The organism is Nocardiopsis baichengensis YIM 90130, assembly GCF_000341205.1.
Lineage (GTDB): Bacteria > Actinomycetota > Actinomycetes > Streptosporangiales > Streptosporangiaceae > Nocardiopsis_A > Nocardiopsis_A halophila.
In genome coordinates this window covers 12612-36301 of record NZ_ANAS01000009.1, presented here as the reverse complement: position 1 = coordinate 36301, position 23690 = coordinate 12612, and the positions used below count along the sequence as shown (strand labels likewise).

The following is a 23690-nucleotide window of genomic DNA, read 5'->3' as shown; positions in this document are numbered from 1 at the left end:
TCTCGTGAGGGGGGCGAATGGGGTGCCGCCTCTGATTCTCATGCATAGCGGTCGATCCGTCGACGCGCAGGGGCCGCGCCACGCCCCCGGAGGGGGAGGGCGGGCCGTTCCCGAACGCGATAGGGTCGTCCGTATCCGGCTCCCGGCCCGGCCGCAGGCGGCGCCCGCCCCCGGCCGCGCGGCCCCGTCCCCCCCCGGAGAGCCCCCGACATCCCGAACGCCAACGGAGCCCGCATGCTGACCGGAGGAGAGCTCGCCGCCCTCATCGCCGCGGTGGTCTGGACCGTCCTGGTCGCGTTCCTGTGCGTGACCCTCGTGAAGCTGACCCGCCTGCTCACCGAGGCCACCAAGGTGGTGGCCGACTTCGGCGAGCGGACCCGTCCGCTGCTGGACGACGTCGCGGCCACCGTGGAGCGCACCGACGCCTCGCTGGAGCGCGTGGAGGAGATCACCTCCAACGTCGCCGCGACCACCGAGGACCTGTCCACCATGACCGCTCTCACCCGGTCGGTGGTGAGCGGGCCGCTTGTGAAGATCGCATCGCTGTCCTACGGTGTGCGCCGCGTGATGGGCCAGCGCCGGGCCCTTGCGCTGGTGCGCACCCGCCGCAGGAGGGAGCGCCGGTGACCGGCCGCCTGACCTGTCTCGTCGCGGGCGCCGTCCTCGGCGGGTATGTTGTGCACAGGCTCAACCGCACGGCACGTGCGTGGAGTCCGGGAGGCATCGCCGACCGCGTCGAGGACCGCGTCGCCGACTACCGGGGCGCCCTCCGCGAGTTCAACGAGGACGTCCACGCCGCCACAGAGCAGCGGGAGGCCGAGCTCCTGCGCCTGTACTCCGCCGAGCGGGCGGCCCCCGGCGGCGCGCTCCCCCGCACCGCCCGGGCACAGATCCACACGCACGGCGCGAACGGCGCCCCCGAGACGAAGGACGGCCGCTGATGGAGACGGCAGAAATCGCCCGCCGCTTCCTCGCATTCTTCGAGAAGAACGGACACACCGTCGTCCCCTCCGCGAGCCTGGTCGCCGAGGACCCCACCCTGCTGCTGGTCCCGGCCGGCATGGTGCCGTTCAAGCCCTACTTCCTGGGCCAGCGCACGCCCCCGCACGCCACGGCCACCAGCGTGCAGAAGTGCATCCGGACCAAGGACATCGAGGAGGTCGGCAAGACCTCCCGGCACGCCACCTTCTTCCAGATGCTCGGCAACTTCTCCTTCGGCGACTACTTCAAGGAGCGGGCGATCCCGCTGGCCTGGGAGCTGGTGACCGCGCCCGTGGAGGAGGGCGGCTTCGGCATCGACCCCGAGCGGCTCTGGGTCACCGTCTACCTCGACGACGACGAGGCCGCCGGGATCTGGCGGGACGTGGTCGGCGTGCGCCCCGAGCGCATCCAGCGCATGGGGATGGACGAGAACTACTGGGACATGGGCGTGCCCGGCCCCTGCGGCCCCTGCTCGGAGATCTTCTACGACCGCGGCCCGGAGTACGGCGCCGACGGCGGGCCCGCGGCCGACGAGGACCGCTACATCGAGATCTGGAACCTCGTCTTCATGCAGTACGAGCGGGGCGAGGGGGCCGGCAAGGACTACCCCATCCTGGGGGACCTGCCCAAGAAGAACATCGACACCGGCCTGGGCCTGGAGCGCCTGGCCGCGGTGCTGCAGGGCGTCGACAACATCTACGAGACCGACATCATCGGCCGCGTGCTGGCCAAGGCCGCCGAGCTCACCGGCACCCGCTACGGCGACGACGCCGAGCAGGACGTGATGCTGCGGGTCGTCGCCGACCACGTGCGCAGCGCCGTCATGCTGGTCGGCGACGGGGTCCGGCCCGGCAACGAGAAGGCCGGCTACGTGCTCCGCCGCATCCTGCGCCGCTCGATCCGCAACCTGCGGCTGCTCTCGGGCGACGACGCCTTCCACATGCACGAGCTGACCGCGGTCAGCATCGACGCGATGAAGGACATCTACCCCGACCTGCTCGACAAGGCGCAGATGGTCCACAGCGTCATCGACGCCGAGGAGAAGAACTTCGCCGACACCCTGCGCTCGGGCACCGCCCTGTTCAACCGGGCGGCCGAGCGCACCCGCGCCGCGGGCGGCGCCACCTTCTCCGGCGCCGACGCCTTCCAGCTGCACGACACCTACGGCTTCCCCATCGACCTCACCCTGGAGATGGCCGCCGAGCAGGGCCTGCGGGTGGACGAGGAGTCCTTCTCCTCGCTCATGGAGCGCCAGCGCGAGACCGCCAAGCGCGACGCCAAGGCCAAGAAGCTCGGCAACGCCGACGTCAGCGTCTACGCGCGGCTCCTGGACACCTCCGGCGCCACCGACTTCCTCGGCTACACCGACCAGGAGGGCGAGGCCCGCATCCTCGGCCTGATCGTCGGCGGACAGGCGGCCGACGTCGCCCGCGCCGGCGAGAAGGTGGAGATCGTGCTGGACCGCACGCCCTTCTACGCCGAGTCCGGCGGCCAGCTCGCCGACAAGGGCACCATCACCGTCGACGGCCGCGGCGCGGCCGACGTGGAGGACGTGCAGAAGCCGCTGCCCGGCCTGTTCGTGCACCGCGGCACCGTGCGCTCGGGCGAGCTGGTGGTGGACGACCCCGTGCACGCCGCCATCGACACCGGCCGGCGCGCCTCGGTCTCCCGCTCGCACTCGGCCACCCACCTCATCCACTCGGCGCTGCGCAACGCGCTGGGCGCCTCGACCGGCCAGGCGGGCTCGGAGAACCAGCCCGGCCGGCTGCGGTTCGACTTCACCGCCGACCGGCCGCTGCGCACCGAGGAGCTGGCCGAGGTCGAGGAGGAGGTCAACACCGTCCTGGCCGACGACATCCAGGTCCGCGACTTCCAGACCAGCCTGGACGAGGCGCTCAAGATGGGCGCCCTGGCCATGTTCGGCGAGAAGTACGGGGACCGGGTCCGGGTGGTCGAGATGAGCGACTACTCGCGCGAGCTGTGCGGCGGCACCCACGTGCCCGCCACCGGCCGCCTCGGCGTGGTCAAGGTGCTGGGCGAGTCCTCGGTGGGCTCGGGCGTGCGCCGGATCGAGGCCGCCGTGGGCATCGACGCCTTCCGCCGCCTGTCCAAGGAGTCCATGCTGGTGGGCCAGCTCTCCGAGCAGCTCAAGGCCCCGCGCGAGGAGCTGCCCGAGCGCATCGACTCCCTGGTCTCCCGGGTGCGCACCGCCGAGAAGGAGATCGAGCGGCTGCGCGCCGCCCAGGTGCTGCAGGCCGCCGCAGGGCTGGCCGAGGGCGCCCGCGAGCGCGCCGGCGTGCTGCTGGCCACCCACCGCGCCGAGGACGGCGCCTCCGGCGACGACCTGCGCAAGCTGGCCCTGGACGTGCGCGGGCGCCTGGGCGAGGAGCGGCCGGCCGTGGTCGCCGTCGCCGGGGTGCCCAAGGACCGCCCGGTGGTCGTGGTGGCCGCCAACAAGGCGGCCCAGAGGCGCGGCCTCAAGGCCGGGGACCTGGTGGGCACCGCCGCCCGCGAGCTCGGCGGCGGCGGTGGCGGCAAGCCCGACGTCGCCCAGGGCGGCGGCACCGACCCGGCCGCGGTCGATCGCGCGCTCGGTGCCATCGAAGCGCGCGTCGGAGAGTCCGCCTGACCCTTTTCCAAGGCAGAGTCTCCGTGTAAGGCTTCTCGTCCACCGGAGCCTGCCCGAGCCCCGCCGCGGCGCCCCGGGCGCCGCGGCGGTCCGCTGCCGCGCCCGCCCGACCGGCGGCGCGGTGCCCGCCAGAAAGGAACGAGACGTGACCCCTGCCGCCGCCCCCTGGACCCGCACGGGGGAGCCCGGTCGTTGAGGAACGGCGTACGTCTGGCCGTGGACCCCGGCGACGCCCGCATCGGCGTCGCCGCAAGTGACCCCGGAGGTGTCCTGGCCTCCCCCGTGGAGACCGTCCGCCGCGGCACCGGCGACCTCGCGCGGATCGCCGCCCTGGTGGTCGAGCGCGAGGCGCGCGAAGTGGTGGTCGGCCTGCCCGCATCGCTCTCCGGAACCGAGGGCGCCGCGGCGCGCTCGGCCCGCGCCTTCGCCGTGTCGCTGGCCCGCATGCTGGCCCCGGTCCCGGTCCGGATGGTCGACGAGCGGCTGACCACCGTCACCGCACAGCAGCAGCTGGTCGCGGGCCCCGGGCACGCCAAGCGCGGCGCCCGCGCCGGCCGGGCCCGCCGCGCGGTGATCGACCAGGCGGCCGCGGTGGTGCTGCTGCAGTCCGCACTGGACAGCGAGCGCACCACCGGCCGCCCCCCCGGGGAGATCGTCGAGGTGAGCGGATGAACGGCTACGGACCGGACGGCGACCAGCGGCCCTACGGCGGTCGGCGCGCACGCCCGGAGGGGCCGCGCGAACCCGACCCCCTCACCGACCCCTGGCCCTCGGCGCCGGCCGCCTCCGGCGGCGGCGAACGCCCGCGCCGGGGCCGCCGCCGCAAACCCGAGACCGACCCCGACCTCGTCGGCGGCGCGGTCGCCCCGCCGCCGCGGGAACCCGCGGCCGACTCCGGGCCGCTGCCGGTCGACCCGGGCCCGCAGCGCCCGCGCGGCCGCCGCCGGCGGCGCGAGCCGGAGGAGGAGCGGGACCCCCTGGGACTGGGCGCGGAGCCGCCGGACGACGGCGAGGCCCCGTTCGACCGGCCGCTGCCGCAGCGCACGCTGGACTTCGACGCGGTCCCGGTGACGCGCAAGGGCGGGCGCCGCAGGGCGCACCCCCAGGCCGGCCCCGTGTCCGACCCCGGGCCGGAACCGAGCGGGGAGACAGCGGAACCGGCGGCCGGGGACGGGCCCGACGACGACCGCCCCGAGGCCGACCCGCGCGGGCGCCGGGCCCGCGGCAAGGGGCGGCGCGCGGCCCCGCGCCGCGCCCGGAGCAAGGGCGGCGGCAGGGGCGGCAAGGGCAAGGCCGTCGTGGTCGGCGCCGCGCTCGCGGTCGTCGTGGCCGGCGGCGGCTTCGCCGCCCGCACCTTCCTCTTCCCCGCCGACTACGAGGGCGCGGGCAGCGGGCAGGTGGAGGTCGTCGTCCCCGAGGGCGCCTCGGGGTCCCGGATCGGCGGGATCCTGGAGGACGCCGGCGTGGTGGCCAGCTCCCGCGCCTTCACCAACGCGCTGGACGAGGCCGGGGCGGAGCTGACGCCCGGCACCTACCTGATGCGCTCGCGGATGGGCGCGGGGGAGGCCGTCGAACTCATGCTCGACCCCGCCTCGCGCTCCGAGGTCAAGGTCACCGTCCCCGAGGGCAAGCGGGCCTCGGAGGTCCTCGCCCAGGTGTCGGAGGAGTCGGGCATCCCGCTGGAGGACCTGCAGGCCGCCTACGACGACCCGGCCTCGCTGGGGCTGCCCGACTACGCCGAGCAGGGGCCCGAGGGCTACCTGTTCCCCGCCACCTACACCCTCTCCCCGGACATGGACGCCCAGGAGGTGCTCTCCCGGATGGTGCGCCGGTTCACCCAGGTCGCCGAGGACCCCGGGGTCGACCTGGAGGGCCGCGCCGAGGAGGTGGGCATGGACCCCAACGAGGTCATGGCGGTGGCGGCCATCGTGCAGGCCGAGACCGGCTCGGTGGAGGACATGCCCGACATCTCGGCGGTCGTCCACAACCGTCTGGAGGAGGGCATGGAGCTGGGCATGGACAGCACCTGCTTCTACGTCATCGGCGAGCACGGCATCGCCCTGACCGGCGACCAGCTCGCCGAGTGCAAGGCCGCCGGCAGCGACTACGCCACCTACGGCCGCAAGGGCCTGCCCGCCGGGCCGTTCGTCAGCCCCGGGGAGGACGCCATCAAGGCGGCCCTGTCCCCCTCCGACGAGGACTACCTGTACTTCGTCGCCACCGACCCGGAGAACGGTGTGACCGAGTTCGCCGAGACCCACGACGAGTTCCTGGTGCTCAAGGAGCGGTTCCAGCAGAGCCGGCGGGGAGGGGCCTGATGCGCGCCGCGGTGCTGGGGTCGCCGGTGGCCCACTCGCTCTCGCCGGTGCTGCACCGGGCCGCCTACGCGGCGCTGGGCATCGCGGGGGAGTGGAGCTACGGGCTGCACGAGTGCGGTGAGGACGGCCTGGAGCCGTTCCTGCGCTCCTGCGGGCCCGAATGGGCGGGGCTGTCGCTGACCATGCCGCTCAAGAAGGCGGCCCTGGAGGCGGCCGACCGGTCCGACGAGGCCTCCCGGCAGGTCGGCGCCGCCAACACCCTGGTGCTGTCCGGCGGCGGACGCACGGCACACAACACCGATGTGCACGGGATCGCCGCGGCGCTGTCCGAGGCCGGGGCGGGCGCCCCGCGCACCGCGGCGGTGCTCGGGGGCGGGGCGACCGCCGCCTCCGCGGTGGCCGCCCTGCACCGGCTGGGCGCCGCCTCGGTCACGGTCCTGGCCCGCGACCCCGCCCGCGCCCGGGGGGTGCTGGAGGCGGCCGGGCGCACCGGCATCGCCGCAGAGGCGGCGCCGCTGGCCGAACTCGAGCGCCACCTGGAGGTGGACCTGGTGGCCAGCACGCTGCCGTCCGGGGCCGCCGACGCCTGGGCCGACCGCGTCGCGCAGAGCGGGGCGGCCGTCTTCGACGTGGTCTACAGCCCCTGGCCCACCGCGCTGGCCCGCGCGGCCGCCGCGGCCGGGCGCACCGTGGTCGGCGGCTTCCCGATGCTGCTGCACCAGGCGGCGGCCCAGGTGGAGCTGATGACCGGGGCCGGGCCGGCCCCGGTGGAGGCGATGCGCGCGGCGGGCGAGGCCGAACTCGCCCGGCGGGCGGCCCCCGCGGCGGGGGAATAGCCCCGCCGCTCAGGGCGTTCGTCGGCGTGAGGGGACTCCCCCCCCCGGCAGCGGCCCGGCGGGTCCGGCGGCCCTGGTAGAGTAGGGTCCTGACCTGATCCGGGCGCCCCTGCGGCGCCCGGAGACGCAAGCGGAGGCCGATCCTCCCACCCGTCGGGCACCACTCGTACGGGTTCCGGTCGGCGGGACGGTGCGCCCGCGGGGTCCACGGACCCCGCGCGACGAGCGGTCCGCCGCCCGGTGGATCACCCCGCTTGCCACGGCTGGCGGGGTTTTTCGCTTTCCGCCCCCATCACGGGGCCGCGGGTGGGAACCCCTTCACTACGGAGCACCACGACAAGGCTAGGGAGGGGTCTCATCAGCGCCGAGCCCCGCATCAACGACCGCATCCGGGTTCCCGAGGTCCGACTCGTCGGACCCAACGGCGAGCAGGTCGGCATCGTCTCCGTGCAGGACGCCCTGCGTCTGGCACAGGAGGCCGACCTCGACTTGGTCGAGGTCGCCCCGACCGCGCGGCCGCCGGTCGCCAAGCTGATGGACTACGGCAAGTTCAAGTACGAGTCCGCGGTCAAGGCGCGCGAGTCGCGCAAGAACCAGTCGAACACGATCATCAAGGAGATCAAGCTCCGCCCCAAGATCGACGGGCACGACTACGACACCAAGAAGGGTCACGTCGAGCGCTTCCTCAGGGGCGGGGACAAGGTCAAGGTGACGATCATGTTCCGCGGCCGCGAGCAGTCCCGCCCCGAGCTGGGGCGCCGCCTGCTGGCCAAGCTGGCCGAGGACGTCCAGGAACTGGGATCGGTGGAGTCGCAGCCCAAGCAGGACGGCCGCAACATGGTCATGGTCCTGGGGCCGCACAAGCGCCGCTCCGAGCACAAGGCCGAGGCCCGCGCGGCCAGTGGCGGCAAGACCCGCCGCGAGCAGCGCCGCGAGGAGGAGGCCAACGGCCAGGGCTGACCCGCCCGCCGATGCGTCGGTGCCGGGCCGTCCCCCGGACGGCCCGGCACCCGGCGTGCGCACACCGGTACAACGAGTAGGAGACGACGGCGAGATGCCGAAGAACAAGTCGCACAGCGGTGCCAACAAGCGCTTTCGCGTGACCGGGACCGGCAAGATCATGCGCCGCCGCCCCAACAAGAACCACCTCATGGAGCACAAGGCCTCCAAGCGCACCCGCCGCCTGGACGGCGTGGTGGAGATGGCGCCCGCCGACGCCAAGAAGATCAGGAAGCTGCTGGGCTGAGCCCGGTCGCGTTCGGACGTAGACGAAGCGGTGGCGCGGTGAGCGTCACCGGATACCCTGAGGAGTCACAGTGGCACGCGTGAAGCGGGCACTCAACGCCAAGAAGAAGCGCCGGGTCATTCTCGAGCGGGCCAGCGGCTACCGCGGCCAGCGGTCGCGCCTGTACCGCAAGGCCAAGGAGCAGATGCTCCACTCGATGACCTACTCCTACCGGGACCGCAAGGACCGCAAGGGCCAGTTCCGCCGCCTGTGGATCCAGCGGATCAACGCCGGTGCCCGCGCGAACGGCCTCACCTACAACCGGTTCATGCAGGGCCTGAAGGCCGCCGGCATCGAGGTCGACCGCCGCATGCTCGCCGAGCTCGCGGTCAACGACCCGGCCGTGTTCGGCACGCTGGTCGAGACGGCGAAGAAGCACCTGCCCGCCCCCGCCTCCAAGGCCGCGGCCTGACCCCGGAGCACGGGACCGTGATGGCGAGCCACGAGTACACGAGCGTCCGCTCCCCCCGGATCAAGGGGGCTCGTCGGCTCGCCAAGCGCGCCTTCCGCCAGCGCGAGCGGCGCTTCCTGGCGGAGGGCCCGCAGGCGGTGCGCGAGGCCCTGGCCCGCCCCGGCGGGGTGGCCGAGCTGTTCGCCACCGCCGAGGCCGCCCGCCGCCACGACGACCTGGTCACCGCCGCCTACGCCGCCGAGGTGCCGGTGCACCGGGTCAGCGCGGAGGTGATGGCCGAACTGGCGCAGACGGTCACCCCCCAGGGGCTGGTGGCCGTCTGCCCGTTCGTCGACGTGCCGCTGGAGCGCGTGCGCGGCGCCCGCCTGGTGGCCGTGCTCTCGCACGTGCGCGACCCCGGCAACGCCGGCACCGTGCTGCGCACCGCCGACGCGGCCGGAGCCGACGCGGTGGTCTTCACCGACGCCTCGGTCGACCCCTACAACGGCAAGTGCGTGCGGGCCTCGGCCGGGAGCCTGTTCCACCTGCCCGTGGTGGTGGGCGCCCCGGCCGCCGAGGCGGTGGCGCTGCTGCGCGAGGATGGCGCCGCGGTCTGGGCCGCCGACGGCGAGGGCGGCGCCGACCTGCACACCACCGCCGACGCCGGGGGCCTGAGCGGCCCGGTGGCCTGGGTCTTCGGCAACGAGGCCTGGGGGCTGCCCGCGCAGACCGTGGCCCTGACCGACGGGGCGGTGAGCGTGCCGATCTACGGCGGGGCCGAGAGCCTCAACCTGGCCACCGCCGCGGCCGTGTGCCTGTACACCACCGCCCGTGAGCAGCGCCGCCCCGGCCGGGGCGATGCGCAGAGCGCGTAAACCCCTGCGCGACCCGTGATCCGGGTAGCGCCACGACTTGCCCGCGCCCCTGCCCCAGCCGCTACGCTCGGTCCATCACGGCAGATGACCCTCGGTGACACCGGGGGAGGGCGGCGCCGCCGCCAGGTCGTTGCGAGGGTGCGGGAGGCGGTCGTGGACGGCGACCAGAGGGCGGGGACCGCGGCACCGGCCGCCGTGGCCGCCGACGACCTGCCGGACGGCCTGCTCGTCGCCGACGGCGCCGGGCGCGTGGTGGTCTTCAACCGGATGGCCGCCCGGCTCTGCCGCACCGACCCCGACGCCGCGCTCGGCCGTGACCTGCGCGACGTGCTCCCGCTCGCCGACGCCGACGGCCGCGACTGGTGGAAGTGCTCCGACCCCTACGGCGGCCTGCGCACCCGCACCCGCCAGCCCGAGCGCCGGCTGCACCTGGGCGACGGGCGCGAGGTGCTGATGAGCGCCCGCTACGTGCGCGCCCGCCCGGCCGGGCCGCTGGCCCGGCTGGTGGTCACGCTGCGCGACGCCTCCCCGCGCGAGCGCGCCGACCGCGGCCGCGCCGACCTGGTCTCCACCGTCGCCCACGAGCTGCGCTCCCCGCTGACCAGCGTCAAGGGGTTCACCGCCACCGTGCTGGCCAAGTGGGACCGGCTCACCGAGCGGCAGAAGATCTTCATGCTGGAGACGGTCAACGCCGACGCCGACCGGGTCACCCGGCTGATCACCGAGCTGCTCAGCGTCTCGCGCATCGAGTCCGGCCGGCTGGAGGTCCGCCGCGCCGTGGTCGACCTGCCCGAGCGGGTGCGCAAGGTGGTCGCCGGGCGGATCGCCGGCGGCGAGTCCGCCGACCGGTTCCGGCTGCACGTGGCCGGCGCCCTTCCCGAGCTGTGGCTGGACGCCGACAAGATCGAGCAGATCCTGTCCAACCTGGTGGAGAACGCGGTACGGCACGGCGCTGGTACTGTCACCATAGTGATCGAGCCGCATGAGGAGGGAGCAGCCGTGTCGGTGCGCGACGAGGGCACGGGCATTCCGCCCGAGGCCGTGCCGCGCGTGTTCCGCCAGTTCTGGCGCTCCCGGCGCCGCGGCGGCACCGGCCTGGGGCTGTTCATCGTCAAGGGCCTGATCGAGGCCCACGGCGGCGCGATCACCGTCGGCCGCGCCCCCACCGGCGGCGCGGAGTTCCGATTTACCGTGCCCGCCGGCGCCCCCGAGTTCGCCTGAGCGGACCGGCGCCAGCGGCGGGCCCCACCCCAGCAGTGACTGCTCCTTGTCGGCCAGAGCCCGCCGCCGCGGCGGGCTGCGAGGCGAAAGAACCATGTCTGCACCCAACAACTCCTATGACCCGGTCGAGGTGACGCCCCTCCACCCCGACGAGGTCGCCCAGATGCTCGACGCGGCCCTGGCCGCGATCGCGGCGGCCGACTCCCTGGAGGCCCTGAAGGAGGCCAAGGCCGCGCATGCCGGGGACCGCTCCCCGCTGGCGCTGGCCAACCGCGAGATCGGCGCGCTCCCCCCGGCCGCCCGGGCCGAGGCCGGAAAGCGGGTGGGCGGCGCGCGCAAGCGGGTCGGCCAGGCGCTCAAGGACCGCCAGGCCGAGCTGGAGGAGGAGCGCGACCGCCGCGCCCTCACCGAGGAGGCCGTCGACGTCACCCTGCCCACCGGGCGCGCGCCCCGCGGGGCCCGCCACCCCATCACCACCGTCGCCGAGCGCATGACCGACATCTTCGTGGCCATGGGCTTCGAGGTGGCCGAGGGGCCCGAGGTCGAGGCCGAGTGGTACAACTTCGACGCCCTCAACTTCCTGCCCGACCACCCCGCGCGCACCATGCAGGACACCTTCTTCGTGCAGGCGCCCTCGGGCGGGGAGTCCGGGCAGGTGCTGCGCACCCACACCTCCCCGGTGCAGGTGCGCGCCCTGCTCGCGCGCGAGCTGCCGGTGTACGTGGTCGCCCCCGGCACCACCTTCCGCACCGACGAGCTGGACGCCACGCACACCCCCGTCTTCCACCAGCTCGAAGGGCTGGTCGTGGACGAGGGCATCACCATGGCCCACCTGCGCGGCGCGATCGACGCCTTCGTGGAGTCGATGTTCGGCGGCGGCCTGAAGACCCGCTTCCGGGCCTCCTACTTCCCCTTCACCGAGCCCTCGGCCGAGGTCGACATGGAGTGCTTCGTGTGCCGGGGCGCCTCGGTCGGCGACCCCGACCGCCCCTGCCGCACCTGCTCCTCGGAGGGCTGGATCGAGATCGGCGGGTGCGGCGTGGTCAACCCGCGGGTGCTCACCGCCGCCGGCGTGGACACCGGCCGCTACAGCGGCTGGGCCTTCGGGCTGGGCATCGAGCGCACCCTGATGTTCGCCCACGGCGTCGAGGACATGCACGACATGGTCGAGGGCGACGTCCGGTTCACCTCGGCCTTCGGGATGGAGATCTGATGCGCGTCCCCCTTTCCTGGCTGCGCGAGTACACCGACCTGCCCGAGGGCACCACCGCCCGCTCCCTGGCCGCCCGGCTCATCGAGGCCGGCCTGGAGGTGGAGACGGTCGAGTCCGTCGGCGCCGGCATCACCGGCCCCCTGGTCGCCGGGCGGGTCCTGGAGATCGAGGAGCTCACCGGGTTCAAGAAGCCCATCCGGTTCTGCCGGGTGGACGTGGGCGCGGCCAACGGCACCGGCGAGCCCCAGGGCATCGTCTGCGGTGCCCGCAACTTCGCCGAGGGCGACCTGGTCGTGGCGGCGCTGCCCGGCGCCGAGCTGCCCGGCGGCTTCGCCATCGGCGCCCGCAAGACCTACGGCCGCATGTCCGAGGGCATGATCTGCTCGGCCTCGGAGCTGGAGCTGTGGGAGGACCACGCCGGCATCATCGTGCTGGAGCCGGGCACCGCCGAGCCCGGCGCGGACGCCTTCGGCTTCCTGCCGCTGCGCGAGGACGTGCTCGACATCGCCGTCACCCCGGACCGCGGCTACGCGCTGTCGGTGCGGGGCGTGGCCCGCGACGCCGCGGCGCTCTACGGCACCGCCTTCCGCGACCCGGCCGAGGCCGTCGACGTCACCGCCGCCGCGGGCGGGGGCCACCCCGTCGAGCTCGACCCCGAGCTGTGCCGCAGGTTCGTCCTGCGCACCGCCCGCGGGTTCGACCCGGCCGCGCCCACTCCGGTGTGGATGAAGCGGCGCCTGGCCCTGTGCGGGGTGCGCCCCGTCTCGCTGGCGGTCGACATCACCAACTACGTGATGATGGAGCTCGGCCAGCCCCTGCACGCCTGGGACGGGGAGCGCCTCCAGGGCGCCCTGCGGGTGCGCGCCGGCCGCAAGGGCGAGTCGCTGGAGACGATCGACCACGTCAAGCGGAACCTCGACCCCGACGACATCGTCATCGCCGACGACCGCGGACCGGTCGGCATCGGCGGGGTGATGGGCGGCGCCGATACCGAGGTCGGCGAGGACACGCGGCACGTCGTCATCGAGGCCGGGCACTTCGACGAGGCCCGCATCGCCCGCACCTCCCGCCGCCACCAGCTCTCCTCGGAGGCCTCCCGCCGCTTCGAGCGCGGCGTCGACGCGGCCCTGCAGCTCCGGGCCGCCACCCGCGCCGCCGGCCTGCTGGCCGAACTCGGCGGCGCGCACGTGGAGCCCGGCTACACCGAGGCCGGGCCCGGCACCGAGCCGGGCCCCATCGCGCTGGACGCCGCCCACCCCGGGCGGGTCGCCGGGGTGGACTACCCGCGCGCGGCCGTGGTGCACCGGCTGGAGCAGGTGGGCTGCGCCGTGCGGGCCGACGGGGACGCGCTCACCGTCACCCCGCCGTCCTGGCGGCCCGACCTGACCGACCCCAACGACCTGGCCGAAGAGGTCGTCCGCCTGGAGGGGTATGCGAACATCCCCTCGGTGACCCCGCGCGCCCCCGCCGGGCGCGGGCTCACCCCGTCCCAGCGCACGCGACGCGCCGTGGGGCGGGCCCTGGCCGCCTCCGGGCACGACGAGGTGCTGAGCTACCCGTTCGTCGGCGAGCGCGACCTGGAGGGGCTCCAGATCGAGGCCGACGACCCGCGCCGCACCTGCGTCCGACTGGCCAACCCGCTCAACGAGGACGAGCCGCTGCTGCGCACCACCCTGCTGCCGGGGCTGCTCAAGACCCTGGTGCGCAACGTGGGGCGGGGCATGCCCGACGTCGCCCTGTACGAGACCGGGCCGGTGTACCTGCCCCGGGAGGGCGCGCCCGAGCGCGCGCCGCTGCCGGGGGTGGACCGCGCCCCCACGGCCGAGGAGCGGGAGGCCCTGGACGCGGCGCTGCCCGACCAGCCGCTGCGCGCGGCGACCGTGCTGGCCGGGCGGCGCGAGCCCGCCGGGTGGTGGGGCCAGGGCCGCGAGGCGTCCTGGTCCGACGCCGTGGAGTCGGCCCGGGAGGTCGCCCGCGCCGCCCGCGTGGAGCTGGTGGTGCGCGCGGCCCGGTACGCGCCCTGGCACCCGGGGCGGTGCGCCGCCCTGTACGCGGTCACCGGCGGCGGCGAGGTGCTCGTGGGGTACGCCGGGGAGCTGCACCCGCGGGTGGTGAAGGCCTACGGGCTGCCGCCGCGCACGGTCGCCATGGAGATCGGCCTGGACCCGCTGCTGGAGGCCTCCGCGCCGCCGGCGGCGCCGCGCGTGTCGTCCTACCCGGTCGCCATCCAGGACGTGGCCCTGGTGGTGGGGCAGGACGTCCCGGCCGGACAGGTGGAGGCCGCGCTGCGCTCCGGCGCCGGTGAGCTGCTGGAGGACGTGCGGCTGTTCGACGTGTTCACCGGGGAGCAGGTGGGCGAGGGGCGCAAGTCCCTGGCCTACACCCTGCGGCTGCGCGCCGGCGACCGCACGCTGACCGCCGAGGAGTCCGCGGCCGCGCGCGACGCGGCGGTGGCGGCCGCCGCCGAGCGGACCGGCGCGGTGCTGCGCGGCTAGCGCGACACGCCCGTCTCCCGCACCTGGCCTACGGTCCGGTGCGGGATTTTTTTGGTCCCGTATGCCCTGGTAGGAAGGGGTTTTATGAAACAGGCCGGAGGGTAGCGTGAATGCCTGGCGTAAATCCGGGGAGTATTCCTTGTTTCGTCTCTTGAACCGGGGGCGCGCCCGGCCTTAACCTGCAGGCACCTGCCGCGACCCGGGCTCGCCGGACCCTCGCGGAACAGCTGTTTCACTCGGCGTTCTCGCGTGCTCGCCGCACGCACGACGTGGTTCGGAGGTCGGTTTATGACCGAAACAGTGGTTTCGTTTGCCCGCGACCAGCACACGCTGCGCGAACCCGGGCGCTTCTGGCACACCTTCAGCGATATGCACCGGGTCAGCCAGGGCCCCAAGTTCATGGTCGCCCGCGCCGAGGGCGTGTGGCTCTGGGACGAGTCCGGTGACCGCTACCTCGACGGAACCGCGAGCCTGTGGTACTGCAACGTCGGCCACGGCCGGGCGGAGATCGCCGAGGCGGTGCACCGCCAGATGACGGTGCTGGACGCCTACACCGTCTACAACGACTTCGCCAACGCCCCGGCGATCGAGCTCAGCGAGCGGCTCGCCGCGCACGCCCCGGTGGCCGACCCCCGGGTGATCCTCACCTGCGGGGGCGGGGAGTCCATCGAGACCGCCGCCAAGCTGGCGCGGCGCTACTTCGCGGCGCTGGGCGAGCCCGGGCGCACCCACCTGATCTCGCGCACGGGCGGCTACCACGGCCTGCACGGCTTCGGCACCGGGCTGATCGGCATGGACCGCTTCCGCGAGGGGTTCGGGCCGACGGTGGAGGACGCCTCGGTGGTGCCGCACGACTCGGCCGCCGCCCTGGAGCAGGAGATCCTGCGGGTGGGGCCCGAGCGGGTGGCCGCCTTCTTCGCCGAGCCGGTGATCGGCGCCGGCGGGGTGTACGCGCCGCCGCCGGGGTACTTCGAGGAGGTCTCCCGGATCTGCCGCCGGTACGGGGTGCTGTTCATCGCCGACAGCGTGATCTGCGGCTTCGCCCGGATGGGGGACTGGTTCGGGATCGAGCGCTTCGGCGTGCGCCCGGACATGATCGTCTTCGCCAAGGGGGTGACCAGCGGGTACCTGCCGCTGGGCGGGGTGATCGTGGACGGCCGGATCGCCGAGCCGTTCTGGAGCAACCCGGGCAACCCGTTCCACCACGGCACCACCTACGCCGGCCACCCCTCCTGCTGTGCCGCGGCCCAGGCCAACCTGGACATCCTGGAGCGGGAGGACCTGTTCACCGTGGCCCGGGAGATCGAGGTGCAGCTGGAGTCGGCGGTGCGCACCCTGGAGGACCACCCGCTGGTGGCCGAGGTGCGGGCGGGCACCGGCGTGATGGCGGCGGTCAAGCTCACCGAGGAGGCCGCCGAGCGCGGGGTGACCACCCCCGAGGTGTTCGCCGAGGCCCGCGCGCGCGGGGTGGTGGTGCGCGCCATCCCCGACGCGCTGCTCATCTCGCCGCCCCTGGTGATCACCTGGGAGCAGATCGAGCACCTGGTGGCCACCGTGCGCGGGGCCCTGGACGCGGTCGCCGCGCGGTAGCCGGCGGCAGGTATGCTTTCCACAGAGATATTTCTTAGGAAGAAGTTCATCTGTGGAAAGTGACACACGGGGGACGGACGCGCCCGGCGACGACGAGCTGATCACCGCCTGGGGACTGGTCCACGAGGCGCTCAGGGACATCGACCCGCTCCTGCTCAAGGGCATCGACCCGAGCGGCGGCGACATGGCCGGGCCCTGGTTCGAGGTCCTCGTCCGGTTGCAGCGCTCGCCGGGGCAGCGTCTACCGATGAGCAGGCTCGCCCGCGAGGTGAGCCTGAGCAGCGGCGGGTTCACCAAGCTCGCCGACCGGCTGGCGCACAAGGGCTACCTGGCCCGCGAGGCCTGCCCCACCGACCGGCGGGTGGTCTACGCCGTGCTGACCCCGCAGGGCCGGGCCCTGGCCGACGAGGCCAAGGCCCGCCACGCGGCCCTGCTGCGCGAGCACGTGCTGGCGGTGCTGGGCGCCGACGGGGTCCGGCGGCTGTCCGCCCTGGCCCGCGCCCTGCGGGACGCCGCCCGATAGCCTGGCCCGGCACGGCACCACCCAGGGCTCGGAGGGGCGGCCCGATGAGATTGTTCGCGAGCGCGGCCGAGATGCGCCGCGTCCCCCGGTCGGAGGGGTTCCGCAACGGGGGAGTGGCCTACTGGTACCGCGAGGAGGGGCCCCCGGAGCGGCGCGCACCGCTGCCCGGGGACGCCGAGTACGACGTGTGCGTGGTCGGGGGCGGGCTGACCGGCCTGTGGACCGCCTACTACCTCGCCGAGGCCGACCCCGGCACGCGGGTGGCGGTCCTGGAGCGCGAGTTCGCCGGGTTCGGCGCCGCCGGGCGCGGGGCCGGGCTGGTCACCGCCGGCTTCCCCGGGCCGCGCGAGGAGCTGGCGCGGCGCCGCGGCAAGGGCGCGGTGATCGCCCTGCAGCGCGCGCTCATGGCCGCCGTCGACGAGGTGGTCGCGGTCGCCGAGAAGGAGGACCTGGACGCCGGAGCGGTCAAGGGCGGGATGCGCACCCTGGCCGCCGACGCCGCGCAGCGCGAGCGCCTGGACGCCGACGTGGCCCGCCTGCAGGAGTGGGGGTTCTGGCCCGAGGACCTGCACGTGGACGAGCAGGGGCGCGCCTACACTCCGCACGCGGCCCTGGTGGACCCGGCCCGCCTGGCCCGCGGCCTGGCCGAGGCCGCCGAGCGGCGCGGCGTGGACGTGTTCGAGCGGACCCCGGTCACCGGCGTGGTCCCCGGCGGGCCCGGAGGCCCGTCGGTGACCACCCCCTTCGGCACCGTCCGTGCGCGCAGGGTCGTCCTGGCCACCGAGGGCTTCGGCGGCCCGGGGGCCCCGGCCTGGCCCGCCGAGTCCTGCGCGGTGATCGCCACCGAGCCGCTGGAGGAGCGGCTGTGGGAGGAGATCGGCTGGGACGGCGGCGAGGCCCGGGCGGACGCCGCGCAGCGGCCGGTGTTCGCCCGCCGCACCCCGGACGGGCGCATCGCCCTGGGCGGGCGCGGGACGCTGCCGCGCGGCGGCGCGCACGGGCAGGCGGGCACGGCGCCGCCGCAGGCCATCGCCGAGCTGTGGCGGGCGCTGGCCGGGATGTTCCCGGCGGCCGCGGAGGTCCCCGTCGCCCACGCCTGGAGCGGACCGGTGGGCGCCCCGGCCGACCGGGCCCCGGTGCTGTGGCTGGACGAGGCGACCGGGGTGGCGGTGGCCGGCGGGTACGGCCGCTCCGGCATGGCCCTGGCCAACGTGGCCGGGCGGGCCCTGCGCGACGCGGTGCTGGAGCGGCGCGGCTGGATGGCGCGGCTGCCCTGGTCCGGGCCGGACGAGGCGCGGGTGCCGCGGCTGCACCGGCTGGGCCGGCGGCTGTCCCGCGGCCTGGGGCGGTGAGACGCGCACCACACCGATATTTTATGCAGCCAGTTGCATAAGATTTCAATCATCCGGCATGATGGACCCCGTCGGCGAGGAAGACGCGGATCGGGGGAAGCGCCATGGGGTACACGGCGGCCGTGGCCGGAGCCAGCGGCTACGCCGGGGGAGAGGTCCTGCGGCTGCTGCTGGGCCACCCCTCCATCGAGATCGGCGCCCTGACCGCCGGCGGCAGCGCCGGCACACGGCTCGGCGAGCACCACCCCCACCTGGCCCCGCTGGCCGACCGGGTCCTGGCCGACACCGACGCCGCCGCCCTGGCCGGACACGACGTGGTCTTCCTGGCCCTGCCGCACGGCAGGTCCGCCGAGATCGCCCGCGCGCTGGGCCCCGACGTGCTCATCGTCGACTGCGGCGCCGACTTCCGGCTCACCGACGCCGGCGCCTGGGAGCGGTACTACGGCACCGAGCACGCCGGCGCCTGGCCCTACGGCCTGCCCGAGCTGCCCGGCGGCCGCCGGGCCCTGGCCGGCGCCCACCGCATCGCCGTGCCCGGCTGCCACGTCACCGCCGTCACCCTGGCCCTGCTGCCCGCCCTCGCCGAGGGCCTGGCCCGGCCCGAGGACCTCACCGCGGTCTCGGTCACCGGCGTCTCCGGCGCCGGCAAGGCCCCCAAACCGCACCTGACCGGCAGCGAGACCATGGGCTCGGCCGCCCCCTACGGCACCGCCGGCACCCACCGGCACAACCCCGAGATCGTGCAGAACCTGACCGCGGCCGCCGGCGCCCCGGTCACCCTGTCCTTCACCCCGGTGCTGGCCCCCATGCCCCGCGGCATCCTCGCCACCTGCACCGCCCGCCTGGCCCCCGGCGCCGACACCGCCGCCCTGCGCGCCGCCTACGGGCGACGATACGGGGCCGAGCCCTTCGTGCACCTGCTCCCCGAAGGGCAGTGGCCCGCCACCGCCATGACCCTGGGCGCCAACACCGCGGCCGTGCAGGTCGCCGCCGACCCCGACGCCGGACGGCTGGTCGCCTGCACCGCCCTGGACAACCTGGCCAAGGGCACCGCCGGCGGCGCCGTGCAGAGCGCCAACATCGCCCTGGGCCTGCCCGAGACCGCCGGACTCACCACCGCGGGCGTCGCACCCTAGCGGCCGCCCCGGCACCGCGCCCCATCCACCTGAAAGGTCCCGCCGTGAGCGTCACCGCACCCCGCGGCTTCCGCGCCGCCGGCGTCGCCGCCGGACTCAAGCCCGACGGCGCCCGGGACGTGGCCGTCGTCGTCAACGACGGCCCCTCCCGCGCCGCCGCTGCCGTGTTCACCGCCAACCGGGTCAAGGCCGCACCCGTGCTCTGGTCCCAGCAGGTCGCCAAGGGCGGCCGGGCCCGCGCCGTGGTCGTCAACTCCGGCGGCGCCAACGCCTGCACCGGCCCGCCCGGGTTCCAGGACACCCACGCCACCGCCGAGCGCGCCGCCCACGCCCTGGGCGACTCGGCCGCCGAGGTCCTGGTCTGCTCCACCGGCCTGATCGGCGAGCGCCTGCCCATGCCCGAGCTGCTCGGCGGCGTCGACCTGGCCGTGGCCGAGGCCGCCCGGGACGGCGGGCTGGCCGCCGCCGACGCCATCCGCACCACCGACACCGTCGCCAAGATCGCCTTCCGCCGCGGCTCCGGCTACACCGTCGGCGGCATGGCCAAGGGCGCCGGGATGCTCGCCCCCGCCCTGGCCACCATGATCTGCGTGCTCACCACCGACGCCGAGCTCACCTCCGAGCAGTGCGACCGGCTGCTGCGCGCCGCCACCGCCCGCACCTTCGACCGCGTCGACGCCGACGGGTGCATGTCCACCAACGACACCGTGGTGCTCATGGCCGGCGGCGCCTCGGGCACCGCCCCCGACGAGGAGGAGTTCGCCGCGCTGCTCACCCAGGTCTGCGACGACCTGGCCGGCCAGCTCATCGCCGACGCCGAGGGCGCCACCAAGGCCATCGCCGTCGAGGTGGTCGGCGCCGCCGACGAGGAGGACGCGCTGCTGGCCGCCCGCGCCGTGGCCGGCAACGCCCTGTTCAAGTGCGCCGTGTTCGGCGAGGACCCCAACTGGGGGCGGGTGCTGGCCGCCGTGGGCACCACCGCCGCCGCCTTCGACCCCGACGAGCTCAACGTCGCCATCAACGGGGTGTGGGTCTGCCGCAAGGGCGCGGTCGGCGACGACCGCTCCAAGGTCGACCTGAGCGGACGCGACGTCTCCGTCACCGTCGACCTGTCGGCCGGGGGCGCCGCCGCCACCGTGCGCACCACCGACCTGACCACCGCCTACGTGCACGAGAACTCGGCCTACAGCTCATGAACTCCCGCAAGCAGGCCCTGGACAAGGCCACCACCCTCATCGAGGCGCTCCCCTGGATGAGCCGCTTCCACGGACGCACCGTCGTGGTCAAGTACGGCGGCAACGCCATGACCGACCCCGAGCTGCAGGACCGGTTCGCCGAGAACATCGTCTTCCTGCGCTACGCCGGCCTGCGCCCGGTCGTGGTGCACGGCGGCGGCCCGCAGATCAAGGCCCACCTGGAGCGGGTCGGCCTGGAGAGCACCTTCGCCGGCGGGCTGCGGGTGACCACCCCCGAGACCATGGACATCGTCCGCATGGTGCTGGTGGGCCAGGTGAACCGGGACATCGTCGGCCGCATCAACCGGCACGGCCCCTTCGCCGTCGGACTGTCCGGCGAGGACGCCCGCCTGATGACCGCCGAGCGCAAACCCGCCGTGGTCGACGGCGAACCGGTCGACATCGGCATGGTCGGCGAGGTCACCGGCGTCGACGCCGGCGTGCTGCACACCCTGCTCGACGACGGCCGCATCCCGGTGGTCTCCAGCGTCGCCCGCTCCGGCGAGGGCGTCTACAACGTCAACGCCGACACCGCGGCCGCCGCCCTGGCCGCCGGGCTCGACGCCAGCAAGCTCATCATGCTCACCGACATCGAGGGCCTGTACGCCGACTACCCGGCCTGCGAAGAGCTGATCAGCCGGCTCACCGCCGCCGAGCTGGAGCGGCTGCTGCCCGGGCTGTCCACCGGCATGGTGCCCAAGATGGAGGCCTGCCTGCGCGCCGTGCGCGGCGGCGTCCCCCAGGCCCACGTCCTCGACGGGCGCACCCCCAACTCCCTGCTGCTCGAGGTCTTCACCAACGACGGCATCGGCACCATGGTCGTCCCCGACGACGCCCCCCACGACGTGTTCGGAGGCCCCGCATGACCGCAGAGCGCACCCGCGCCCTCCAGGAGCGGTTCGGCAACGCCCTCATGCCCACCTACGGCGTACCGCCCGTGGCCATCGCCCGCGGCGAGGGCGCCCGCGTGTGGGACGTCGACGGCCGCCCCTACCTCGACCTCATCGGCGGCATCGCGGTCAGCGCCCTGGGCCACGGCCACCCCGCCCTGGTCAAGGCCGTCGCCGACCAGACCGCAGCGCTCGCCCACACCTCCAACCTGTTCCTGCACGAGCGCGAGGTCGAACTGGCCGAGCGCCTCATCGCCCTGCTCGGCGACCCCGGCGCCCGCGTCTTCCTCGCCAACTCCGGCACCGAGGCCAACGAGGCGGCGCTCAAACTCGCCCGCAAGGCCGCCGGCCCCGCCCGCCCCGTCCTGGTCGCCACCGAGAACGGCTTCCACGGGCGCAGCCTGGGCGCCCTTGCCGTCACCGGCAAGGAGTCCATGCGCGCCCCCTTCGGCCCCTACGGCACCGAGGTGCGGTTCGTGCCGCACGGCGACGCCGGGGCGCTGCGCGCCGCCGTGGACGACACGGTCGCCGCGGTCATCGTCGAACCGGTCCAGGGCGAGGCCGGCGTCGTGCCCGCCCCCGACGGCTACCTGGCCGCCGTCCGCGAGATCTGCGACGCCGCCGGCGCCGCCTTCGTCCTCGACGAGATCCAGAGCGGCATCGGCCGCACCGGCCACTGGTTCGCCCACCAGGCCCAGGGCGTGCGCCCCGACGTGCTCACCCTGGCCAAGGGCCTGGGCGGCGGGCTGCCCATCGGCGCCTGCGTCGGCTTCGGCCGCTACGCCACCGCCTTCGCCAAGGGCGACCACGGCTCCACCTTCGGCGGCAACCCGGTCGCCGCGGCCGCCGCCCTGGCCGTGCTCGACACCGTCGAGAACGAGGACCTGCTCGGCAGCGCCGCCCGCACCGGCGCCGCCCTGGCCGAGGGGATGCGCGCCACCGGCCACCCCCTGGTGGCCGGGGTGCGCGGGACCGGGCTGTGGCTGGCCCTGGTCCTGACCGCCGAGCGCGCCGCCGAGGTCCAGGCCCGCGCCGCCGACCACGGCTTCCTCATCAACGCCGTGGCCCCCGACGCCCTGCGGCTCGCCCCGCCGCTGACCCTCACCCCGGAGCAGGCCGCCTCCTTCACCGGCGCCCTGCCCGCGATCCTCGACGAGGTGAACCCGTGATGCGCCACTTCCTCCGCGACGACGATCTGACCCCCGACGAGCAGGCCGCCGTCCTCGACCTGGCCGACGCCCTGAAGAAGGACCGGTTCTCCCGGCGCCCCCTGGAAGGCCCCGAGACCGTCGCGCTCATCTTCGACAAGCCCTCCACCCGCACCCGCGTCTCCTTCGCCGTGGGCGTGGCCGACCTGGGCGGCGCGCCCCTGGTGATCGACGCCCAGGGCAGCCAGATGGGCCGGGGCGAGCCCATCGCCGACACCGCCCGGGTGCTGGAGCGCCAGGTCGCCGCCATCGTCTGGCGCACCTTCGCCCAGGAGGGCCTGGAGGGCATGGCCGCCGCCTCCTCGGTGCCGGTCGTCAACGCCCTGTCCGACCGCTTCCACCCCTGCCAGATCCTCGCCGACCTGCAGACCGTCCGCGAGCGCAAGGGCCGCCTGGCCGGGCTCACCCTCGCCTACTTCGGGGACGGCGCCAACAACATGGCCCACTCCTACCTGCTCGGCGGCGCCGTGGCCGGCATGCACGTGCGCATCGCCGCACCCGAGGGGTACCGGCCCGACGCCGACGTGCTGGAGCGCGCCCGGCGGACCGCCGCGCGGACCGGCGGGTCGGCCGAGGTGCTCACCGACGCCCGCGCCGCCGCCGACGGCGCCGACGTGCTGGCCACCGACGCCTGGACCTCCATGGGGCAGGAGGACGAGGCCGCCGACCGCGTCGCCCCCTTCCTGGACTTCACCGTCGACGACGCCCTGCTGGAGGCCGCCGCCGACGGCGCCGTGGTGCTGCACTGCCTGCCCGCCTACCGCGGCCAGGAGATCACCGCCCCGGTCCTCGACGGCCCCGCCTCGGCGGTGTGGGACGAGGCCGAGAACCGCCGCCACGCCCAGAAGGCCCTGCTGTGCTTCCTGCTGGAGGCCGCGGGGGGCCAGGGGCGGCGACGATGACCGCCGACGGCGGCGCCGCGCCCATGACCAAGGCCGCCCGGCACGCCCGCATCACCGAGGTGCTCACCCGCAACGACGTGCGCTCCCAGGGCGAACTGGCCCGGCTGCTCTCCGACGCCGGCGTGCAGGTCGCCCAGGCCACCCTCTCGCGCGACCTGGACGAGCTGGGGGCGGTCAAACTGCGCACCGCCGGGGGCGACCTCATCTACCGGCTGCCGGGGGAGGGCGGCGAGCGCCTGCAGCGCGCCGGCGCCGAGGGCCTGGACCTGGCCGCCGCCGCGGGCTCGCGCGTCACCCGGCTCGCCGAGGAGCTGCTGGTGTCGGCCGAGGCATCGGCCAACATGGTCGTGGTCCGCACCCCGCCGGGCGCGGCCCAGTTCCTCGCCTCGGCGATCGACCACACCGACTTCCAGGCCATCCTCGGCACCATCGCCGGCGACGACACCATCCTGGTCGTCTCCCGCGACCCCGCGGGCGGCGAGGACCTCGCCTCGGCCCTGCTCCGGCTGGCCGACCGCAAGACCGCACCGAACTGAACCGCACTGGCCCGCACCGACCCGCACCGACCCGCACCGACCCGCACTGACCCGCACCGACCCGCACTGAGCAA

General features: G+C 75.1%; 22 protein-coding genes. All 22 read left to right on the top strand.

What is annotated here, in order from left to right:
- Nucleotides 1–234 precede the first annotated feature (234 nt).
- The 22 genes from C892_RS0108795 to C892_RS0108690 all read left to right on the top strand — a co-directional run bounded on the left by C892_RS0108795 (nucleotide 235) and on the right by C892_RS0108690 (nucleotide 23616).
- Nucleotides 235–627 (top strand): DUF948 domain-containing protein, encoded by a 393-nt coding sequence (locus C892_RS0108795; RefSeq protein WP_017540374.1) that lies wholly within the window; start codon nucleotides 235–237, stop codon nucleotides 625–627.
- Entirely contained in the window at nucleotides 624–941 is a 318-nt protein-coding gene (locus C892_RS0108790; protein ID WP_017556884.1) for a hypothetical protein, read from the top strand. Before C892_RS0108795 ends, C892_RS0108790 begins: the two co-directional genes overlap by 4 nt.
- The gene (gene alaS, locus C892_RS0108785) at nucleotides 941–3610 is read left to right on the top strand and encodes an alanine--tRNA ligase (protein ID WP_017556883.1); all 2670 of its coding nucleotides are present in this window, start codon (nucleotides 941–943) and stop codon (nucleotides 3608–3610) included. Before C892_RS0108790 ends, alaS begins: the two co-directional genes overlap by 1 nt.
- A 192-nt stretch (nucleotides 3611–3802) precedes the next feature.
- A complete protein-coding gene (gene ruvX, locus C892_RS0108780) occupies nucleotides 3803–4282 on the top strand; it encodes a Holliday junction resolvase RuvX (RefSeq protein ID WP_026124240.1) in 480 nt (159 codons plus the stop codon).
- On the top strand, nucleotides 4279–5928 hold the full coding sequence (mltG, locus tag C892_RS0108775) for an endolytic transglycosylase MltG (protein WP_017556882.1): 1650 nt from the start codon (nucleotides 4279–4281) through the stop codon (nucleotides 5926–5928). The genes ruvX and mltG overlap by 4 nt, the downstream gene beginning before the upstream one ends.
- Nucleotides 5928–6764: a shikimate dehydrogenase gene (locus tag C892_RS0108770; protein WP_017540380.1), complete on the top strand. Its 837-nt coding sequence runs from the start codon at nucleotides 5928–5930 to the stop codon at nucleotides 6762–6764. The genes mltG and C892_RS0108770 overlap by 1 nt, the downstream gene beginning before the upstream one ends.
- A 240-nt stretch (nucleotides 6765–7004) precedes the next feature.
- A complete protein-coding gene (gene infC, locus C892_RS0108765; protein WP_083934342.1) occupies nucleotides 7005–7724 on the top strand; it encodes a translation initiation factor IF-3 in 720 nt (239 codons plus the stop codon).
- 94 nt (nucleotides 7725–7818) lie between these two features.
- Nucleotides 7819–8010 carry a 50S ribosomal protein L35 gene (gene rpmI / locus C892_RS0108760; RefSeq protein ID WP_017540382.1) on the top strand — a complete coding sequence of 64 codons (192 nt, stop codon included), beginning with the start codon at nucleotides 7819–7821 and terminating at the stop codon, nucleotides 8008–8010.
- Between the two features lie 70 nt (nucleotides 8011–8080).
- Nucleotides 8081–8461 carry a 50S ribosomal protein L20 gene (gene rplT, locus C892_RS0108755; protein WP_017556880.1) on the top strand — a complete coding sequence of 127 codons (381 nt, stop codon included), beginning with the start codon at nucleotides 8081–8083 and terminating at the stop codon, nucleotides 8459–8461.
- 20 nt (nucleotides 8462–8481) lie between these two features.
- Complete coding sequence (locus tag C892_RS0108750; RefSeq protein WP_017556879.1) at nucleotides 8482–9315, top strand: TrmH family RNA methyltransferase; 834 nt, start codon at nucleotides 8482–8484, stop codon at nucleotides 9313–9315.
- Nucleotides 9316–9453: 138 nt separating this feature from the next.
- Entirely contained in the window at nucleotides 9454–10536 is a 1083-nt protein-coding gene (locus tag C892_RS0108745; protein WP_017556878.1) for a sensor histidine kinase, read from the top strand.
- 94 nt (nucleotides 10537–10630) lie between these two features.
- The gene (gene pheS / locus C892_RS0108740) at nucleotides 10631–11749 is read left to right on the top strand and encodes a phenylalanine--tRNA ligase subunit alpha (RefSeq protein ID WP_017556877.1); all 1119 of its coding nucleotides are present in this window, start codon (nucleotides 10631–10633) and stop codon (nucleotides 11747–11749) included.
- On the top strand, nucleotides 11749–14244 hold the full coding sequence (pheT, locus tag C892_RS0108735; protein ID WP_017556876.1) for a phenylalanine--tRNA ligase subunit beta: 2496 nt from the start codon (nucleotides 11749–11751) through the stop codon (nucleotides 14242–14244). Before pheS ends, pheT begins: the two co-directional genes overlap by 1 nt.
- Before the next feature lie 369 nt (nucleotides 14245–14613).
- Nucleotides 14614–15834, top strand: coding sequence for an aminotransferase family protein (locus C892_RS0108730; RefSeq protein ID WP_026124239.1), 1221 nt, complete (start codon nucleotides 14614–14616; stop codon nucleotides 15832–15834).
- A 52-nt stretch (nucleotides 15835–15886) separates the two neighbouring features.
- Nucleotides 15887–16357, top strand: a complete 471-nt coding sequence (locus tag C892_RS0108725; RefSeq protein ID WP_017540389.1) for a MarR family winged helix-turn-helix transcriptional regulator — start codon at nucleotides 15887–15889, stop codon at nucleotides 16355–16357.
- Between the two features lie 44 nt (nucleotides 16358–16401).
- Nucleotides 16402–17709 carry an NAD(P)/FAD-dependent oxidoreductase gene (locus C892_RS0108720; RefSeq protein WP_239647316.1) on the top strand — a complete coding sequence of 436 codons (1308 nt, stop codon included), beginning with the start codon at nucleotides 16402–16404 and terminating at the stop codon, nucleotides 17707–17709.
- Between the two features lie 104 nt (nucleotides 17710–17813).
- Nucleotides 17814–18845, top strand: coding sequence for an N-acetyl-gamma-glutamyl-phosphate reductase (gene argC / locus C892_RS0108715; RefSeq protein WP_017540391.1), 1032 nt, complete (start codon nucleotides 17814–17816; stop codon nucleotides 18843–18845).
- A 44-nt stretch (nucleotides 18846–18889) separates the two neighbouring features.
- Nucleotides 18890–20041, top strand: a complete 1152-nt coding sequence (gene argJ / locus C892_RS0108710) for a bifunctional glutamate N-acetyltransferase/amino-acid acetyltransferase ArgJ (protein WP_017556873.1) — start codon at nucleotides 18890–18892, stop codon at nucleotides 20039–20041.
- Nucleotides 20038–20946, top strand: a complete 909-nt coding sequence (argB, locus tag C892_RS0108705; RefSeq protein ID WP_017540393.1) for an acetylglutamate kinase — start codon at nucleotides 20038–20040, stop codon at nucleotides 20944–20946. The genes argJ and argB overlap by 4 nt, the downstream gene beginning before the upstream one ends.
- Entirely contained in the window at nucleotides 20943–22139 is a 1197-nt protein-coding gene (locus C892_RS0108700; protein ID WP_017556872.1) for an acetylornithine transaminase, read from the top strand. Before argB ends, C892_RS0108700 begins: the two co-directional genes overlap by 4 nt.
- Complete coding sequence (gene argF, locus C892_RS0108695; protein ID WP_017556871.1) at nucleotides 22139–23080, top strand: ornithine carbamoyltransferase; 942 nt, start codon at nucleotides 22139–22141, stop codon at nucleotides 23078–23080. The genes C892_RS0108700 and argF overlap by 1 nt, the downstream gene beginning before the upstream one ends.
- On the top strand, nucleotides 23077–23616 hold the full coding sequence (locus tag C892_RS0108690) for an arginine repressor (RefSeq protein ID WP_017540395.1): 540 nt from the start codon (nucleotides 23077–23079) through the stop codon (nucleotides 23614–23616). The genes argF and C892_RS0108690 overlap by 4 nt, the downstream gene beginning before the upstream one ends.
- Nucleotides 23617–23690: the final 74 nt, after the last annotated feature.